This window comes from Flavobacterium sp. LHD-80 (assembly GCF_030929605.1).
GTDB lineage: Bacteria > Bacteroidota > Bacteroidia > Flavobacteriales > Flavobacteriaceae > Flavobacterium.
Genome location: NZ_JAVFVS010000013.1, coordinates 36,725 through 57,371, shown reverse-complemented (window position 1 = coordinate 57,371; position 20,647 = coordinate 36,725). Strand labels below are relative to the sequence as shown.

Here is a 20,647-nt window from a genome sequence, read left to right as displayed (position 1 = left end):
TATAAAAAGAAAATACATGAAAAATGCATTTGTTGGCTATTCATACCAGGAGCACGTAACATCGCTTATGCTTGCTAAAATGGATATTGAAAGAAATATAACTGAAATTGAAATTGAGGCTAACGTAAATCACAAATTTGACGATATCAAATTAATAACTGAAAATATAGAATACTATTTTCAAATAAAAGATTTTGATAGTATTTCAATTAAAGATCTTGTTATTTCAAAAGATGAAATTTCAATTGCAGGAAAAAAACATAAGCTTTCATCATCTATCAATGTAATTTTTTTCAAAAGTATCGATATTATTCCTGACTGTAAGATCTTGGATTTAGAAGCTTACAAAATGAGTAATATTTATATCATTTCATTAAGCCGTGTTGCAATAGATGATAAGATAAATACTTTGTATAAAGCTGACCATTTACGTAAATACATCATCGACCAATTTTTTAGTGAGCGTCTAGACCAGAGAAATTTATTAATTAAAAAAGTTGAATTACCAGTATTTAATGTTTTTAAAACTTCCTTAATAGAACCAACAGTTAACTTAACTCAAAAAATGCTTGATGGGGAAAAGATTTTATTTATTGAAGGAAAACCAGGAGTTGGCAAAAGTCATTTGGTAGTAAATTTAGAGAAACAATATAAAAATAGTATTGTTTATCGCTTTTGGATTTCAAATCAGGACAATGAGTATAATGAACGTTTGCAATACCATAATTTCACTCGAGACTTCTCAACGAAACTGTTTGGTAATTTAAAACCATACACCAAAGCAGAAATTATTGCAAAGTTAAAAAAACTGAAAAAGACTGTAATTATTGACGGATTAGATCATGTTGAGAACTATAATTCAAAAGACCTTGAAGCTTATATTTCATTTATAGATAATTTAAAAGAAAGCTGTAAAGTAATTGTATTAAGCCGCCCATTACAAAAAGAATTAATATGGAAAAAACAGCTCCTTGGTAATTGGAATCAAAAACAAACGGAAAAGGTGCTTAATGAGCTATATCACATTGAGGACTACGCTGACATTGAAAAAATATACAAAATTAGCAATGGGTATCCAATTCTAGTTAGATATATTGCTGAGCAATTTAAACTGGAAGGGAAAGTTCCAGATTTTGAAAGTTTTGACTCAATTGACAAGTATTATGAAAATCTTATTAATGGTGAGAAAGGAAAACTTGCCCTATCACTTTTTCTTTGTGTTAGGTCATACATAATGAAAACCGAAATTGAACTTTTTTTAGATCCAATTAGCTCATTATTTGTAAGTGAATTTATTAAAGAACATCCTTACCTTTTTGAATTGAAACTTAACAGAATTTCGCTTTTTCACGATAGCTTTATAACTTATTTACGTAAAATAAATACGAACTATAAAATCATTTCGGCTAGCGTCAATAGAATTGTTTATTCATCTATAATGAAAGATGAAAAAAGGTTTTTATCCAGGTTTGCTTATTTTGACCTTCCAATTGATGAAAAGAAAAATATCATCAAAAAATATTCTTCGATAGCAAACTTTAGAAAGCTAATGAATGGAGTAATCGATTTTGAAGCTATACAGGATTTTTACAGCCAAATTCGTGAAGCAATAACAGAGCTGTCAGCAGAGGATTTTGAAGTAAGCGAGTATTATGACCTATCCTTAATAATAAATATGATCAGCAGAGACCATATATCAGCATTAAATGGTTTTCACTACACTTATTGTAAATCACTACTGCACAATGAATATACATATGATGATTTTACAAGTTCCCGATATTTGTTTGGAATGCTGTACTATATAGAAACAAATGATGGCTCATTAATTCTAAATACAACAAGTGATAATCATTATGATACAAGTAGATTTTATGCAGAACTTCAAAATGATGCTCTTGATGAGGTTAATTTTTTTGAAAAACACAAGGAAGCACTTTCGGTCACAAAAATAAAATCACTTTTAAAGAATAAAAACCGGTGGGAATATCAGGAGATCATAACTCATATCCTTGAGAATTTATATATACATAATGTTGCTCGAGAAGCTAATAAAAAATTGTTTTTGTCTATTAAATATTACATGAATGGTGAAGATTGGAAAGCCCAATCCATCCTCATGAACATAATTTCGGATTTTGAAATTGAAGACTTTAAAGCAGCCTGGATATTAAAAGATGCAAGAAAAAACATACTGGCACTTGGACATTATAAGAAAGATAATGATTATCTAAATCTTTCTTTAAAAGAAAATATTTTAAGACATCAAGCTTTGGGAAGTTTTGATACATGGGTATACATTCTGAATCATATTCGATTAGCACTACATAACAGAAAAAAAATAGACCTAGATTCCATTTCACTATTCTGGACAAAATACTATCAAAGAAAAGATTATTCATTTTATAGTTTAGACACTGCTTTACCTGTATTTGAAAAGTTAAATTACATTCAAGCATATGATTCTGTTAGCTTAGTTACTAAAATCCAGAATATCTCCGAGAAGGGATACCGCGGTCTATTAGCAGATTATATCTTACAACATCCACCAGATATTATCAAAACAATTCTTGATCACTTCCATCCAAGCAACCTAACGATTTCTTGGTTTCTTTTACCTGCAGAATATATAAACGTATTGCCTGATTTAGTTTACAACCTTGAAAAAACAAGCATTTTAAAGTATAATCGATCTAGTAAAAATATAAACTATGATGAAATAGAGAATCTTTTAAATTCAAACAGACTTGAACAATTTAAAAATGATTTAGTTTTTCATAGGTATAGCATTTGGATTAAAGAAAAAAATAAAGAAATTAAAAGATTAAAAGCTTTAAAAATCCCATATCAAACTTATAAAGACAAAGAATATGTAAGTTCCAAATCCACGGGGATATCACAATTAGAACGCGGAATCTTAGAGAAAGAAAATATTGGGATGATTAAAAAGTTAAAATTAAAATCATATGAAGTAGCGTCATATAGTGATGAAAATTATATGGCACTTGCGGATCCAGATATTTTTAAGGTTTTTACCAAAGAAGATATTAAGACCAACATCAAGACTATTTTGTATAATGCTATGACTTCGAGATTGCGATCAATAGACCATTTTCATATTTTATGGTCATTCCCAAGTAATATGATCAAGCTTCTATAAGATAATGAAGTTATCGAAGATTTTAATATTTTATATCAAAGTTTCTGTATTTATCTTAATATGTCAATGTTTTATTTAAAAAGCAGAGACGAAATCTATAACACAACCGTATATTAATTCTTAAATCTATAAATACATATAAAAATTAATAAATGAAAAGAGAATTACTTATTAAAGAGATAATTGACGAATTAAGCATCTTAAAAAATAAATTAGATTTCTTATCAGTAGGAAATCTCCATGACATAAATATTATTTCTGAATATCATATTCAGGAAATTTTAAATATTATTTTAAATCTAAATCTTATAAGTTCAAATTCAGTTACCAAGAATGCTGTTTCTATCGATCTAGAGGATAGAGATAACAAAATTGCTGTTCAAGTTACTGCAACAAATAACAAGGTTAAAGTCCAAGAGACTTTAGATAAATTTTTTCTCAATAATTTAAACGAGAAATTTGAAATTCTATTAGTTTTCATTTTAGGAAAAAAACAAAAAACATATAATAATTTACGAATTAATGAGGGATTCTATTTCAATGCAAAAGAACATATTCTGGATTTCACCGATATTGTTTTAAAATTTCCCACACTACCAACTGCTAAAATTGAGAAAATTAGAAACGTTTTAAAAAATGATAAATTACCTGGCATCAAAAAAGAAAATCCTGTTAATCGATTCAAAAAAAACTTCGCCATAAAAAATGAAATTTGTAATAAACTTTACAAAAGGAATTTATCAGTCAAAGATCGTGAAATACTTTATTATATTCCATATCGCTCATTTGTATATGATTCTTTGATCATAAGGTCTATTGATGATGTTTCTTATCCAAATATTGATGATGACGAAAACCATCCCATTTCAACATGGTATAGAGCCCAAATTCATGACATATCTGAATATGGAATCGAGACGATGGTTCCGAGTTCATTTGATTTAGTAATGAATGAATCAGGAAAATGGAACTTTTTAAATCAAAGAGATAAAAATAAACTTCCATTGAGGATAAACTATCTCAGAGCTACAATTCTGCAAAGAATTCCATTCGATAATATTATTAAGCTGGACATGAATCCTGATCCCGTATATGGATATCCAACTCTTTATGTCGAGTATAAAAATGATAAAAAACCTTTCTCTGAAGAAATTCCATTTCTGATTGGTTACTACCATGATGAAAACGATTGCAGGAAAGTTCATTATTTTGAATTATCTGAAAAAGATGAAAACTTATAACCCATTTCAACTATACATCAATATTAATGCTTTCTAGGGAATTCAGATCAAGTGTTCTTTATATAGATTTTTTTTTAAAAATTTACAGTAATACTACTTAAGAAAAACATTTAGGTTTCAAGCTTTTTATATCACATGCAGTCATGTGAAATTTCCATCTTAATCTAATTTAATAAGTTTCTCCTCTTTTAGTTGAATAATTCATTTGTATTCATAAAAATTTGGAGAGTGGGAAAAATTATTATTACAATGTTTTTTGCTATGTAAGTAAATCTATGGCATAATTACTGACCAAATTGATTATTTATAGTTGTTGAAATCAATATAGTAAATTTGCTGCCTTGTCAGACTGCCGGCTCCATTACAAGGTGGGCATTCTTCATATTTATTAGTATAACCATTGCCTTCACACAATGGACAGTCTTCCATGTCGTATTGAGAAAAATCAATGTCTGCAATCTGCTCATTTGTTAGTTTACCACTTCCATTGCATGGCGGACAATTTTCAAAGACCCTAGTTGATCCCTGTCCATTACATACAGGGCAATCTTCCATTTCATATTGAGAAAAATCAACATGTGCAATCTGTTCACCCGTTAGTTTACCAGTTCCATTGCACGGCGGACAATTTTCAAAGTCTCTGGTTGATCCATGTCCGTTGCATACAGTACAGTCTTCTATTTCATATTGTGAAAAATCTATATCAGCAATTTGCTCACCCCTTAGTTTACCACTCCCTTTGCAAGGCGGACAATTTTCAAAGTCATTTGTAAATCCCTTACCCTTACACAATTGACAATTTTCCATTTCATAAACTGAAAAATTTATGTCTTCATTTTGCCTTCTCGTTAGTTTGCCATTTCCATTGCAAGGCGGGCAATTTTCAAAATCACTTGTAAATCCCTTGCCCTTACACAAATGACAATCTTCCATTTCATAAACTGAAAAATTTATGTCTTCATTTTGCTCTCTCGTAAGTTTGCCACTTCCATTACAAGGTGGGCAATTTTCAAAATCACTTGTAAATCCCTTGCCCTTGCATAATCGGCAATTTTCAAACTCATAAATTGAAATATCAAAATCAAGTTTGTTGTCTATATATCCTTCCCCTATACAAACCGGGCATGTATCAAATTCTTTTGTGTAACCATTGCTATGGCACAGTGGACATTCAATCACATCCGCAGTATGCGTGTACTCAATTTTAATCTCATCACGGACTGAAAGGAATGAATAAGCTTTTTGCGTTGTGCTAGCTTTAGCCTCTGGTATAACCGAATTGACTAATTTTTCAATTTTCTGCCCCTGTTTGTTCTCAGTTTTTAAATAATCAATTTTATTTAAAATTTTATCTAGTACTTTTTCAAAATCTAGTTGCAAGTCTGAGCCAAACAGCTCGTTTTCTATTTCTTGTAACCTGCCAATCTTATTTATTAGAGTTAAATAGGAATCCACAATATTGCTTTGAAGCCCCCAAGTCAAGGACTGAAAACGTTGTAAAACTTTTTTTTGATCAACAATTTCTTCTTCACTGATATTATTATATTTAAAACCAAAATCATAAACTGTATGGTGATTTGGACAAAGAAAAATCAGATTGTGAGGGTGATTATCAAAAGTTCTGGCAACTGGTTTAATATGTGCCAATTCACCAATATTTGTATTACATAAAGGGCAACGATAATGACTTTCGGTCTTAATTTCCAATTTGATACCTTCAGGTATTGTCGGTCTTGAACCATTTGCTGGTATGTCCCAAGGCGCATGTAAATATGCATTAAAATCTAAAAGTTCTTTTTTCTCATAATAGTAAACACCTAATTCTTCTTTGAAATTTAGTTTTCTTCCATCTTGCTTTGGAGAATAAGATGTAAACCATCTTAAAAGAGTTGGAGACATTTTTATTTCTTGTGCTGCTACAAATTCTGATAATAAAGTTGATTTTGCCATTTAACAGTAGTTATCTATCCTTTTTTAAGATTATGAATATTTTTTTTAAGATTTGCATTGATTAATTTCAATTGTATGGAAATCGAAAATAAAAATTAAATCTGTAAGATTTTTTCATTAATTTTAATAAATAGTGTATTATCAGTATATTTTACAAAGAATTGTAAAGATCTATTAGTTTTTTCACCCACTCATTAAATCTCAAACATTTTCTTAATATTACGTCTATAGAAATTTCGTCAGCAATTATAGGCCCATGAAGTGTTTTTTGATAGCCAGGTATCAATTTAATTAGCCTTTTAGAAGGGGCCGTTTCCTCACCGTCATTTATTAATTCCGGATTATCATATTGATTGACTAGAGTTTTAAGCTGAGATATATTCGGTAGTGGAATACCTGGCAAATAATCAAATCCTAAATCTGAGGAAAACAAAAGGCCTTCAAATTCGTGAAGTTGTATGTATGGCAAAAATCTGCGATTTTGGATATCATTACCAATACTTTCTTCAAGAAATTCCATTCTTTTTAACTTGTCTACTATCCGAATCGATTCATTAAAATTTGGAAAACCTGTATCTAATTTATAGTAATCAATCAATGAAGTTACTATCACGTCAGTTTCTCGTTTCAACAATAGCTCCACATTATATTTAAATCTTGGATAAGTTACATCTCCGCCCTTATAACCAGGACTTGTTTCCATAAGAATTGCCCTTACGTCATATATCTCAAATCTATTTAGATAAGGCCTTAATATTTCATTGATAAATTCTTCCTCTGTTTGACCTTCTGCAATAATATATATAGCTCTCATATTAATTTTTTGGACGTCCTCCTAATAAGTTTTTTTCCCAAAGCTCCCCCAACGAATATTGCTTTAACCAGTCTTCAAACTCATAAAAGTCTAATCTTTTAAAAGTTGACTGGCCATTTTCTCGGTTTACAATTAGCAAGTCCTCAACTGTAAATTGATTAATAAGGCCGACAGATTGTGTTGAAATAATTAACTGAGAGCGCGTTGAAGCAGACTTTATCAAAGCACCTAATTTTTGAATTGCAAAGGGATGAAGACCTAATTCAGGTTCATCAATTATAATTGTCTTTGGAAGATTTGGTTGTAATAAGAGTGTACTTAGAGCAATAAATCGCAGCGTTCCATCTGATAAATTATGAGCATTGAATCTTTCATCTGAGTTATTTTCAAACCAGTTTAACTGTATTAAATCGCTATTTAATAAATCTGGATGTAAATCAAATTTTTCAAAAAATGGTGCAACTGATTTTACAGTTTTTTCAATGATATTAAAGTGCTTAATATCTGTTTTCTGTATTCGATATAAATATGATGCTAAATTGGCACCATCCTCCCTCAGCGTTCGGTTATCATCGACTTTAGAAGATTGCTTCAAAGGTGAATTATTTCCCGTATCATGAAAATGAAATATTCTAAATTCCTGAAAATAATCCTTTAGATAATCAGCTCTAATTGAAGAGTTATTTGTCAGTTCACTCTCTTCTTTAAATTCCCCTCCAAAATCAATATAATTCCAATTTTCATTATAATTCTTTGCATAAAGATTATAACCGCCCGCATCTCTTCCGAAGAAGAAACCATTACCATTAGATTGAGGAATCAATCTAAAATCATATCTGTTATTAACGTTTTTGTTATCTGGCTTAAAGACAATATTACCTTCCAGAAAACTTGATTTTTTTCTTCCGAAATAAAGCAATTTTTCTGAATAGCCATTTTCAGCCACAAAATTTCGCAGTCTTTGTTTATAGATATTATTAAGTAATTTAAAAAAACTAATAAAATTCGATTTTCCAACTCCATTAGGACCAATAAGAATATTGATGGGCCTAATATAAATGATTCCCGAGTCCTTGATAGATTTATAGTTCTTAATATTGATACTACTAATTGGCATTTCTAGTTATTTAAATTACGTTGTAAATTTAGCATTTTATTATTTAGATAGAATCTATAAATTATTAAAGAGTGTGCAACTTTTTGGAATCTCATCAGATACTCAACGTCTCGCATAATTGATAAGCATTTAACTGTGCTAAACTCAAATACCGAAAATATAATTAAATGAAATTATTATACCCAAATTTATAAGTTATATAATATTTGTAGACTACAATTGCTTATTTATATTATACTATACCTTGGGACATGGGATTAAATTAAGCAATTATTCCAATTTAGTAAATCATCTAAATACAAGATCAACTTTCTATTAATACAATTACATATAACATGTTTTCTAATTATGTTGGTAATTTTATTAAATTTATAATTATACTAATTGCAGGTGGATTTAAGATAGAATTTATATTTTGATTAATTGTTTTTTTTATCTTGATACTTCTTTGCAAGCTCTTCATATGTTTCTGAAGTTTCATCTTTCCAATTAGTAGGTTCTATCAAACTATGTATGTTTATGCGTAAAAGTTTTGCTATTTGGTAAAACTCCTCAAGGTTTGGTTGCCTTTTATTATTACGCCATAAAGATATAGTGGATTCTGATTTTCCTAAATATACAGCAATTACTCGGTTCTTAATTTTCTGATCGTCAAAGACTTTTTTTAATCTATTTAATTTCATTTTTAAAAAAATTACCACAAAAGTTTTGCGTTTAACGTAAAACTTTCGTATATTTGTACTTATAATTTTGCGACATAAATTTCATTTAAGTCTAATACGACTTGATTGAAGATGTCTCTCATGAAAGAAAACCGCTAAAATTCCACATGAGAAGATATGAGTTCGCCACTATCTATTAGATTTTACTATTTTTGTATAATATCTAATAGGGCGAGCTTCATGTAAATCTTTGTGGACTACAATTTCGATTGTAGGGTTCTTAGCGGTACCTCTTTCAAAGTTTTGAAGCTCGCTTTATTGTTTCTCTTCATTACTTTTCTGAAAGACATCGTTCAACTATCATAAAATAAATAATTGATGAGAACGAATTACCTAAAACCCTTAATTGCCATACCTCCTTAATCAAGGTAACTTTTTTGTTTCCCTACTAAACAACCAGTGGTGATGTACGTCATTAGTTTGCTCTAGTCAGAGGGAGACAATTTTTTTAAGCCATCTTAATAATAGCTATCCTTTAGAAAACTTTAAATAACCTTAATTATTCCAATCTAACAACCCTCTCATTTACAATTAGAATGACCAGATAAAAATATTTAAACTCGCACTTTAAAAGTATATCCTTTATTTCTATTTCACAACTGAAAGTTTAAAATGTTTTCTAAAAATCCTACAAAGGAACTGCTTCATCAGATTAGTTACCTATCAAATAAAATCTGATGGTTCATTTGAATTAGATGGAAAACATACTCTCCATACTAGACTATAACAAGGAAACGGTGGTGCGCTTCTCAATCATTAATCTTTAAACTTAAATGCATATGAAATAAAATACTTGAAGCCAAAAATAAAAGTCCAACATTTCACTTCAAGAAAAAATAAAAAGGCCCTCTAAATCTTCTTGGCGGTTGACTAGAGGACCACAGCTAATAAAACCAAAAGTTTCATTTAACCAACCCAAAATTATGAATATTTTTTCATTTTCCAAGGGTGGAAGAGTTTTCTATTGCCTATTTTTTCTAGGTTTTCTCATTACTTTTTCACCAATTTCTGCCAAAAATCATTTTCGGCAAAATCTTTATTTTTCACAACAGCATAAGATTCAGGGAACTGTTACAGATGGTTCCAATCCGCTACCCGGCGTGACAATTGCTATTAAAAACAAAAAAAAAGGCGCTGTAATTTCCGATTACAACGGTCAATTCTCACTAATCACCTCTCCTTATGATACACTGGTAGTATCATATATAGGTTTTAAAACTGCACTTGTTCCCATTCAGGGACGCTCAGTAGTAAATATTATTCTTTCCTACGATAGCACAACACTTCAGGAAGTACGAGTAAATGCAGGATACTATTCAGTAAAAGAAAGCGAGCGTACTGGTAGTATAGCCAGAATCACTTCAAAAGATATTGAAACACAGCCTGTAACTAATGTGCTTGCTACCATGCAGGGTCGTATGGCAGGTGTTAATGTTACTCAAACTACTGGAACGGCAGGCGGAGGATTTGAGATCCAGATACGGGGACAGAACAGCATCCGTCCAGAAGCCAATGCACCGCTGTATATTATTGATGGGGTTCCTTATGCGTCGGATGCCATTGGATACTCGCAGACCTCAACAATTTTTCCAACAACAACCAGTCCCTTGAACAGTATCAATCCCGATGCTATAGAAAGTATTGAAATCTTAAAAGATGCCGACGCTACTGCTATATATGGTTCGCGAGGTGCTAACGGAGTAGTACTTATTACGACCAAAAAAGGGAAGGAAGGAAAAACAAAATTCACCTTCAATGCCTCCACCGGAGCAGGAAGTGTCACCCGATTCATGAAACTCATGAACACCGAGCAGTATCTTACCATGCGCCGAGAAGCTTATAGAAATGACAAGATAACAACCTATCCGGCAAATGCCTATGATGTTAATGGTATCTGGGATCAAAACCGCTATACTGACTGGCAAAAAGAACTGATTGGTGGCACGTCAAGTATTTCAGACTATCAGGCTAGTATGAGCGGGGGATCAAAGTACACACAGTTTCTGTTCAGCGGGAATTATCATAGTGAGTCTACAGTATTTCCAGGAGATTTTTTATACAAAAAAGGTGGCTCTCAATTTAGCGTGAACCATCAATCAGCAGATAATAGATTTAGAGTGGTGTTATCAGTTGGCTACACGGCGCAAAACAATGATCAGCCCGCCAGTGACCTGACTACAGAAGCCCGTGCACTTGCCCCCAATGCCCCTGCGTTGTATGATAAAGAGGGAAATCTTAACTGGGAAAATGGAACGTGGGACAATCCTCTGCGAAACATGACGGCTCAATATCTGTCCAAAACAAAAGATATTCTCGCAAATACTGTTATATCTTATGAAGTAATTCCCGATCTATTGCTGAAAAGCAATTTAGGCTATTCCGATACACAGCATACAGAAAGCAGGACACGTCCTTCAACAGTTTATAGTCCAGCCTACGGATACACAAGTGCAAATTCGAGTTTATACCTGAGTAATACACAAAGAAATTCTTGGATTATAGAGCCTCAGTTAAATTGGAAAAAGGATTTTGCGAAAGGCAGATTTGATTTAATTGTTGGAGGAACTTTTCAACAGCAGACTACCACCCGCCTATTTCAGTCAGGAAGTGGATTTACATCCAACAGCCTAATTCATGACCTTTCATCAGCAACAACAAAGCAGGTACTGGTAAGTGATGAAACCATATATAAATATCAAGCTTTCTTTGGCAGGATAAATTATAATTGGCAGGATCGTTATATTATGAACTTAACAGGCCGACGAGACGGATCGAGCCGCTTTGGACCAGGCAATCAGTTTGCTACTTTTGGCGCCATGGGTGTCGCTTGGCTGTTTTCAAATGAAAGTTTCCTTAAAAACAGTTCTTGGTTAAGCTTTGGTAAAATTCGCGGCAGCTACGGAACAACTGGAAATGATCAAATTGGTGATTACCAGTTTCTAGACACCTACAGCTCATCTGGAGTGAATTATCAAAATATCATTGGACTTCAGCCCTCCCGTTTATATAATGCTGACTTTGGCTGGGAAATCAACAAAAAACTCGAAGCTGCTTTGGAATTAGGTTTTTTCTCTGACAGAATCTTTCTAACAGGGGCATGGTATCAAAACCGTTCTTCCAACCAACTTGTGGGTATTCCACTTGCGGGCACAACTGGTTTTACGCAGCTTCAAGCCAATCTGGAAGCCACTGTCGAGAATACAGGAATAGAATTTACCCTGCGAACCGTTAATTTTTCAGCCAAAAGCTTTAAATGGACCAGCAGTATCAATCTGAGTTTTTCAAAAAATAAGCTCGTAAGTTTTCCTAATTTAAAAAGTTCCACCTATAAAAATACCTACAGAATCGGAGAGCCGTTGAATATTCAACTGCTATATCACAATACAGGTGTTGACCCGCAGACAGGCATCTATCAATTTACTGACGAAAACAAAGACGGCTTATTATCCTCACCTGATGATAAACAAACTGTTGTGAGCTTCACTCCTGACTATTTTGGAGGATTTCAAAACCAGCTGAGTTATAAAAACTGGAAACTGGACTTCCTATTTCAATTTGTAAAACAGCGCAACGCAAGCAATCTTGTAGGCATGGCCGGAAATATGGCCAATCGCGCCGAGAGACTGGTAAATAACTGGAAAGAATCAGGGGATATAAAATCGTATCAGCTTTACACCACCGGATTAAATACTGCTGCAGTTTCTGCCCAATCACGCTATACTTCAAGTGATGCTACCGTTATGGACGCTTCTTATATAAGGCTAAAAACACTATCACTTAGTTATAATCTTCCACTGCTTTTAAAAGATATGCAGTGCAGTATTACACTACAGGGTCAAAACCTTTTAACCTTCACTTCATATGATGACGGTGACCCTGAATTTAAAAGCAGTGGTTATCTCCCTCCATTGAAAATTATAAATGCCGGAATACAATTAACTTTTTAATCCAACAGTTATGAAAACTAGATATATAAAGAATAAAACAAATTTAAAGATATTTTCTGTGCTGCTATTCCCAATGATCTCCATATTGATGATTTCATGTGATTCTTTTGTAGAGGTCGATCTCCCGGAATCACAGCTGACCAAAACTGCAGTTTTTAAGGATTACAATACTGCAGATGCCGCTATGGCGGATGTATATGCCAAGATTCGAGACAAAGGAATTCTAACCGGAATACAATTTGGTATTTCAAACTATTTAGGTAATTATACTGATGAATTGACATTTTATGGTCCCCCTAGCAATTCGACAACAGAATTTTATAACAATACTATTTTACCTTCCAATAGTACGGTAGCACTTTACTGGAACAATTCGTACAATCAGATTTACGCTGTCAACGCCATACTGGAGGGAGTTCATACATCATCATTTAGCATTAAAGAAAAAGCACAATTAGAAGGTGAAGCTCTCTTTGTGCGGGGACTAATTCATTTTTACTTGCTACAACTTTTTGGAGACATTCCGTATATAAAGACCACCGATTATAAAACCAATAGCACTGTTGCCAGAATGCCCGCTCTTTTGGTTTATGATAATGTTATAGAAGATTTGAAAACTTCAGCCGGGTTATTGCTACCTGCGTATTCCAATACAGAAAGGGTGCGCCCTAACGCTTTGGCAGCGAAAGCGCTTTTAGCAAGGGTTTATTTGTATAAGGGGGATTGGGAAAATGCTTTAAAAATGGCAACAGAAGTAATACAAAACAATTCTTTATATCTTTTTGAAAATAATCCCGATAAGGTCTTTTTAAAAAACAGTTCGGAAACCATATGGCAATTTATGCCAACCGTGGCAGGTAAAAATACAGACGAAGGAGCAATGTTCTTTTTTGCATCCGGACCTCCGCAAGTAGTAGCACTAAACCAATCGCTTATAAATTCCTTTGCTTTCAATGACCTGCGAAAAACGCACTGGACCACTAGCGTAAGCAATGCAACAGGCACATGGTATTATGCCTCTAAATATAAGGAATCCAAAGTTACAGCAGCATCTAAAGAATATTCCATAATTCTTAGATTGTCCGAACAATACCTTATTCGTTCAGAAGCAAGAGCGGAACAGAAAAATTTTGATGCAGCAAAGGAAGATTTGAATAAAATCCGAAATCGCGCTGGTCTCTCAGACATTACTGCTAATACTAAAGAAGATTTACTTGAGGCGATAATCAACGAAAGAAGAAAAGAGCTTTTTACGGAATACGGACATCGGTTTTTTGATCTCAAAAGAACTGGCAAGTTAGATGCCGTTTTATCTGCAAAACGGGGATGGAATTCCACTGACCGACTCTTGCCCATTCCAGAAAGTGAGTTCATTGTCAATCCTAATTTAGGATCTCAAAATCCGGGTTATTAGATTTAACGCACTTAGAAAATACAATGCTAAAATGAAAATACAATGCTATTCAAACAATAGATTACCTCGCCGAAAGGTATCCTTTTTCTTAGTTTTAATTTTGCAATTAGTAGCCTGCTCCCTCTGGGGACAGGCTTTGCAAAAAAAAGTACTCACTGAATCGGATTATCCGAAATGGGGACAATTACAGCTTTATAAATTAAATACAACTGGCCAATGGGTCAGTTATGGAATGTCTTACGAAAGCGGACTTGACACCCTGTTTCTCACAAATACCAAATCGTTAAAAACATTTGCTTTTCCTTTAGGTAAAAGAGCAGATTTTATCACTCAAGATTGTTTTGCATACTACACAACTGAAGGATTACATCTGATGAATGTAAAAACCGGCAAGCAAGAGATTGTACCTCATGCCACCCAATACCTATATACTACTAAAGCTAAACGCCTTTTAATTTTGGTGAAAGAAAGCAAAAACGAAGGTACCTTGCATATTCGTGACCTCAGTGGCACAATCCAAGAACAGATTACTGGAGTAACTGAATTTTTAATAGACCCGTCGGAGAAAATTATTTTATATGCCACCTCAATACAGGAACAAAATTGTATGAACATATTGGAGCTTTCACATAGCAATCGAAAGATCACTATATGTAAAGGCTTGGGAACATATCGTAATCTGACCTGGCACATTGAAAGCAAAGCAGTAGCATTTATGCAAAACAATCCAGATACTGGAAGTCTTGATAATACTATTTCCTATTATAGCCTTGTTAATAAGAAATTGTATAATTATACCCAATCAGATATGCAAAAATCTCTTGGAGATACACTTCTTATTTCAAACCCGGGACGTAAACTTAGAATTTCAGATGATTTGAAAAAAGTGTTTTTTGTTGTAAAAAGCAAACCCATACCAAAAAACAGTCAAAATTCGAATGTACAAATATGGAATGGAAACGCAAAATGGGTGTATCCGATGGAAGAAAAACAAAAGCCATTTCAAGAATCTTATCTTACAGCATGGTTTCCATTTCAAAATCAAGGCAAGCTTATTTCTTCCTCCTTCCTGCCCAAAATTTTACTAAATGGTGATCAGAAATATGCCCTCTTGTCGAATGAAAAACAATATGAACCTCAATTTGCTTACGAGAGCCCACGTGATTTTTATCTTTTGAATATTTCCACAGGTAATAACAAACTGTTATTAAAAAATCATTCTGGATACAACAGCTATACCATTTCGTCACCTAAAGGAAGATACATTACTTATTTTAAGGAAAAAAATTGGTGGGTTTACGATATTGCAAAAAATAGACACATCAATATTACCGAAAACATTAGACAGCCATTTTTTCACAATGAAAAAGAGCATCCGAATAATATTAATGCTTATCCAGCCTTAGGATGGACCATGCAGGAGAAGGAAATCATACTTTGCGATCAATATGATCTGTGGGCCATTACACCTGATGGATCTTCGGCGCGCAGATTAACAAAAGGTAGAGAAATGCAAACCAAATTCAGGCTAGCTGGTTATTCCAGTATGTTTACAGGAAAAGAAAACTATGATGGTAGAATCGATGAAATTATCGATCTAAAAACGGGGCTTTTATTGGAAGCCAGTAACAAACTTGGAGGTTCGGGTTACTACAGATTGACATCTGATTCAAATGAAAAAATTATTTTCTCTAACGGCACAGCACTAGATCAGTTGATGCAATCTGACAAAGGAAATACATTTGTTTACAGGGAGCAGGATTATGATCTTTCTCCACGGCTAATGCTTGGTGGTAAAGGTGAAAAATCATCCAAAATCATCTATCAAAGTAACCCCCAGCAGAAGCATTTTTTTTGGGGTAAATCAATATTAATTCCATATCAAAATTCAAAAGGCCAAGCACTGCAGGCTATTTTATATTATCCTGCAAAGTACGACAGCTTAAAAAAATATCCCATGGTTGTTTATGTTTATGAAAAATTATCGCAGCATCTTAATAAATATATCAATCCTTCACAATATATTGGAGATGGACAATTTAATATCTCAACTTTTACAACACAGGATTATTTTGTTCTTGCTCCTGATATATCATATGAAATAGGGAATGTAGGAGTGTCAGCGACCGATTGTGTTGTATCAGCTACTAGGGAAGTGATCGCGAAAAAATTAATTTTTCCTAATAAAATTGGAATTACCGGTCATTCTTTCGGTGGATACGAAACTGATTTTATAATTACTCAAACCAATCTTTTTGCCGCTGCAGTTGCAGGCAGCGCCGCAACTGATATGTCAAGTCTTTATCTTACGATCGGATGGAATAATGGAAGACCAGATATGTGGCGCTTTGAAAACCAGCAGTGGCGTATGGGTAAATCGTTGTTTGAAGATCAGGCCGGCTACAACAGAAACTCTCCCATTATGCATGTAGACAATATTACAACTCCGTTACTATCTTGGACCGGAGACAATGACATGCAAGTAAATTGGAATCAGAGTATCGAATTTTATCTGGCATTAAGGAGACTGAAAAAACAACATATTATGCTTCTTTATCCAAAAGAAGGCCATACACTTGAAGTTAAACAAAATCAGAAGGATCTGCATGTTCGAATACATGAGTGGTTTGATTATCATCTAAAAGACTCGCCTGCTCCCTCATGGATATCAAAAGGATTAAAATAAGAATTTATAAAATGACAATGCAGTCTCATAAGGACTGCATTGCATTTTTAAATTGTATTCTAAAAATTAATCAGGGCGATATACCTCTTGTGCACAAGTAGTTTGGCTGTCTTTCGCAAATGCTTGTGGTTGTGCGGAATCATCATTAAGATGACATACCTGATTTCCAGTATCACTACATTGAACTTCTAATCCACAAGGATTACCAGGAATAGCAACATAACCATATATCGGTGCTGCTTCTGATTTAGAAGCGCTTTGCATAGATGTAGTTGCAAATGCTCCTAAAGTTCCCAATACAACAACTGCAAAGGGCATCATTTTTTTTAAAATTATCGGTTTCATAATATCATAATTTAAGATTAATTGATCTACTTTTTTCTACAGGTGTTCGATCTGATTCCTGATACTTAGCGCTAGTATATTTTTATTGCATCAGAATTTATTTTCTGATACATGATTAATTTCATTTTTTAATTTATCATTCAATTGATAAACAACCAATTTCGTATCAATAAGAGCATACAGATGGGTTGGGGTAACCACAAAATTTCTAAGTTTTTTATGATCGATCCCATAAATAGGAAAACTCAACAAATAAGTTTTTTTGTTAAGATCATATACATCAATTACAGAAGTTTGTTTCCAAACCTGATTTTGTTCGTAACGTCCAGGAACATTGGAGTTTACAAAAAGTAAGTGACCGTATACATAACTGTTTTTATTGACAGTTAAAGCAGGTGCGGCCAGTGTTCTTTCTGTTTTATTCTTAAGGTACGCTACTTTTATTTGCGCATGAGATATTGTATCAATTGTCTTGCCCCGATAATCCAGTTCTCCATTTTGATCTGCAACTATATATTGGTTTCTATAGCTATAGAGATACACAATTTTTTTCATTTCAGAACTGTAATGCAACATTCCATCCGTGTCAAAAACACCATCAATTTGTTTTTGTAATAAATCGGATGCTATATTTGTTTTTTCCTGAATGGAAGTAAATATTCCAAGTACATTGTTTCTATTTATTTTACTTATTCCTCTAAAAACAACAGTATTACTATCCACAGGTTCTGCAATGTTAAAATACGGTGGTCTGTTTTTTTGCAGTTTGGCCTTCCAATCTTTAATTCTTCCAACGAAAATAGCTGGAACCCTTCCGTCGAGTATATAGAAATAAGGAGGTCGGACTACGATTCTGGTGGATTTAAACAGAAAGCTCTTTTGATTAAACGTCACGCGTATTTTTTGTTGCTTTAAATTAGCATCAATTGACAAGAGGTACAAAGGAACTGTTGAATTCCCAAGATATATTTTACCATCCCCTGCTCCTGCAAAATAATACGAATTATATTCCAGATCAATAGTCTGAATTAAAGTAACAGGATGATGCGGGTATCGGCGGATAAACGGATTTTGATAATGAATGATTTTTTCTGATGAGAGAAACAAAACTACTACCGCACCGCTGCTTAGCGCAAAAGTGAAAAACAGCTGATATGGATATAAATACATCCCGATAATTTTTGATTCATATCTTTTTTCAGGATGGTTTAACCAAAGTGCTAATGCAGCCAATACAACACAGAAAACATTGAAGTACAGGTGGGTCTCCCAACTCATTTTTTCCAAGATGCCACCACATGAACAAGGAACAAATGAGCTGTAATTCAATATTATAAAAATATAGGCCGTAAACATCACCATTAAACAATATCCTGCATACAGTGCTTTAATTTGTGTTACCGGAAAAATAAGTAATAGTGCAATTGTTAATTCTGTGATCAATACTACCCATGATAGCCAATGTGCGAAAGCACTAAACAAAGGTGACTGAGCCAGCTCTGCCTGAAAATTTTCAAAATCCAAGAGTTTGCTTACAGCAGCATATACAAAGAGTAGTATATACAAAAGACAGACAACCTCAATAATATATTTTTTCAATCCCTTTTTCGCATTCAGTATCATATTTAAGTCCTTTTGAATTCAACAATGTAAAATTCTGAATTACAAAAGAATAACACTTATACTATCGGGAGCAAAAATTAATTAGGAAGGATTAAGGTCATCCAGAGGGAAAGGACCACCAGTTTTACCTCTTCCGAGTTCTTTCGGAGAAAATCCAAACTGCTTCTTGAATGATTTAGAAAAATTAGGATAGCTGTTAAAACCATTCATAAAGGCAATATTCTTGAGCAGAATATCAGTCTGCTCTATCATAAGGTAAGCCCTTTGGAGGCGCTGCTCTGTATAAAACTTGTAAACGCTTGTATGGAAAAAATGCCTGAATCCGTCTTTGAGTTTAAAATCATTTGTCCCAAAAAGTCTAGCAATTTCCTTTATTGAAGGCAAAGGCTCTGCCAAATTCGCTAGTACGTAATCGTAAACTCGCTGCATCAGGCGCGCATCGGTTTTTCTAAAATTATGCGGCCTTTGCTCTTTTGTTTCGTACGATGCCGGAACAGCGTCATCAAGCTGGAGAAAGGGAGCTATAAAGCTGAGTACTGTAAACTTACCTTCCGACAATCGCGATACCGAACATTCGGCACTTACTATCAGCTTTTTATATGTTATGAAATTTAGCGTAATAATTTCGCCTGACAGAAGAAGCTCCTCAAGCGCTTTTTTCTCCAGATCTGTCATATCTGCAAAATCATCTAGTAAGAATTCCTGTATTGGCCTGCTGAGCATCTCAAGCGAATCATAACCCAAAATTTTTAAAGCTCCTTGATTCACATCCTTTATGGAATGATTTTCATCTAAGATAAAGGTTGCAGGAGTCACCATCCTATGAGTTATGTAGGGATTAACAAAGCCCGAATGAAAAGCTGACTCTTTAAGCTCTTCTGCGACCATATTGACCAGGACTACCAGCGTTTCAATTTCGTCGTCATTGCTGCTCAAAGGAATCTGATTATTGAAATTGCCCCTTGCCATTTCAAATAACATCTTGTGCATCGATACCATCCGCTGGCGGTTGTAAGGGTTTTTCATTTCTGTTGAATTTTATATACTTCCGTCTACTTATTTTATTATTTATCTAAACGAAGTCATTTAAATAATCCAATGCCTCCTGCTCGACAGTAAAAATCCGCGTAGGCACGGAGGGCTTGCTGATCTCCAGATAAAATGTGCTCATAGTCATAGAAACATTTTCACCACCCATCAGCGCGACTGCTTTTGCAAGGAGTGATCCGGATTTTGCGAGATAATCCCTGGCAGCTTTATCAATTGAGGCTATTCCCCTAATATCGCAAAATACAGGAAGATGTCTTTCATTCTGAAACGCAATCCTGTCTGCCACTACTCTCATAGCTACCTGCAAATCAACTGTTGTATTAGCTTTGTATTCGAAAAATAGTATGCCGTTTTCAATCCAAAACCTTGCATTTTGATTCTCAAAAGATTCATTTGGTGAGACCATTACCTGCTTTTTTAGAAATTGAAATTTAACAAAAATATAAAGATTTAGAAACATAATCATTGTCAAATGTGGATTATTTCTTGCAAAACACTGCAATTTGTTGTCAAATCGGGAATTACCCTTGCCAAATTGGGAATAAAATATCTTTAAGTAAAAGCACTTTCGTTTTTTA

At 33.5% G+C, this 20,647-nt stretch carries 13 protein-coding genes; 5 read left to right on the top strand and 8 right to left on the bottom strand.

Annotated features, from left to right (window positions below):
- The first annotated feature begins 16 nt into the window (after positions 1 to 16).
- Both RB619_RS19120 and RB619_RS19115 read left to right on the top strand, forming a co-directional pair.
- Positions 17 to 3,160 carry an AAA family ATPase gene (locus RB619_RS19120; RefSeq protein ID WP_308100496.1) on the top strand — a complete coding sequence of 1,048 codons (3,144 nt, stop codon included), beginning with the start codon at positions 17 to 19 and terminating at the stop codon, positions 3,158 to 3,160.
- A gap of 152 nt (positions 3,161 to 3,312) precedes the next feature.
- A complete protein-coding gene (locus RB619_RS19115) occupies positions 3,313 to 4,401 on the top strand; it encodes an SMEK domain-containing protein (RefSeq protein WP_308100494.1) in 1,089 nt (362 codons plus the stop codon).
- A gap of 300 nt (positions 4,402 to 4,701) precedes the next feature.
- Here the strand turns inward: RB619_RS19115 and RB619_RS19110 are convergent, their stop codons facing one another.
- The 4 genes from RB619_RS19110 to RB619_RS19095 form a co-directional block, all read right to left on the bottom strand.
- On the bottom strand, positions 4,702 to 6,351 hold the full coding sequence (locus RB619_RS19110) for a zinc finger domain-containing protein (RefSeq protein ID WP_308100492.1): 1,650 nt from the start codon (positions 6,349 to 6,351) through the stop codon (positions 4,702 to 4,704).
- 151 nt (positions 6,352 to 6,502) lie between these two features.
- Positions 6,503 to 7,165, bottom strand: coding sequence for a DUF4276 family protein (locus tag RB619_RS19105; RefSeq protein ID WP_308100490.1), 663 nt, complete (start codon positions 7,163 to 7,165; stop codon positions 6,503 to 6,505).
- A 1-nt stretch (position 7,166) separates the two neighbouring features.
- Positions 7,167 to 8,282, bottom strand: a complete 1,116-nt coding sequence (locus RB619_RS19100; RefSeq protein WP_308100488.1) for an AAA family ATPase — start codon at positions 8,280 to 8,282, stop codon at positions 7,167 to 7,169.
- A 419-nt stretch (positions 8,283 to 8,701) separates the two neighbouring features.
- On the bottom strand, positions 8,702 to 8,965 hold the full coding sequence (locus RB619_RS19095) for a helix-turn-helix transcriptional regulator (RefSeq protein ID WP_308100486.1): 264 nt from the start codon (positions 8,963 to 8,965) through the stop codon (positions 8,702 to 8,704).
- Positions 8,966 to 9,927: 962 nt separating this feature from the next.
- On the opposite strand from RB619_RS19095, the gene RB619_RS19090 reads away from it, so the two are divergent.
- The 3 genes from RB619_RS19090 to RB619_RS19080 are packed head-to-tail and all read left to right on the top strand — an operon-like array spanning position 9,928 to position 17,051.
- A complete protein-coding gene (locus RB619_RS19090) occupies positions 9,928 to 12,951 on the top strand; it encodes a SusC/RagA family TonB-linked outer membrane protein (protein WP_308100484.1) in 3,024 nt (1,007 codons plus the stop codon).
- Positions 12,952 to 12,961: 10 nt separating this feature from the next.
- Entirely contained in the window at positions 12,962 to 14,365 is a 1,404-nt protein-coding gene (locus RB619_RS19085) for a RagB/SusD family nutrient uptake outer membrane protein (protein WP_308100482.1), read from the top strand.
- Positions 14,366 to 14,396: 31 nt separating this feature from the next.
- Positions 14,397 to 17,051 (top strand): prolyl oligopeptidase family serine peptidase, encoded by a 2,655-nt coding sequence (locus RB619_RS19080; RefSeq protein WP_308100480.1) that lies wholly within the window; start codon positions 14,397 to 14,399, stop codon positions 17,049 to 17,051.
- Positions 17,052 to 17,117: 66 nt separating this feature from the next.
- Here RB619_RS19080 and RB619_RS19075 read toward each other — a convergent pair whose 3' ends face one another.
- The 4 genes from RB619_RS19075 to RB619_RS19060 all read right to left on the bottom strand — a co-directional run bounded on the left by RB619_RS19075 (position 17,118) and on the right by RB619_RS19060 (position 20,475).
- Positions 17,118 to 17,396, bottom strand: a complete 279-nt coding sequence (locus RB619_RS19075; RefSeq protein WP_308100478.1) for a DUF6520 family protein — start codon at positions 17,394 to 17,396, stop codon at positions 17,118 to 17,120.
- 90 nt (positions 17,397 to 17,486) lie between these two features.
- Positions 17,487 to 19,019: a DoxX family protein gene (locus RB619_RS19070; RefSeq protein WP_308100476.1), complete on the bottom strand. Its 1,533-nt coding sequence runs from the start codon at positions 19,017 to 19,019 to the stop codon at positions 17,487 to 17,489.
- An 81-nt stretch (positions 19,020 to 19,100) separates the two neighbouring features.
- Positions 19,101 to 20,045, bottom strand: coding sequence for a helix-turn-helix domain-containing protein (locus tag RB619_RS19065; protein ID WP_308100474.1), 945 nt, complete (start codon positions 20,043 to 20,045; stop codon positions 19,101 to 19,103).
- Between the two features lie 46 nt (positions 20,046 to 20,091).
- Positions 20,092 to 20,475, bottom strand: a complete 384-nt coding sequence (locus tag RB619_RS19060; RefSeq protein ID WP_308100472.1) for a hypothetical protein — start codon at positions 20,473 to 20,475, stop codon at positions 20,092 to 20,094.
- Positions 20,476 to 20,647 lie beyond the last annotated feature (172 nt).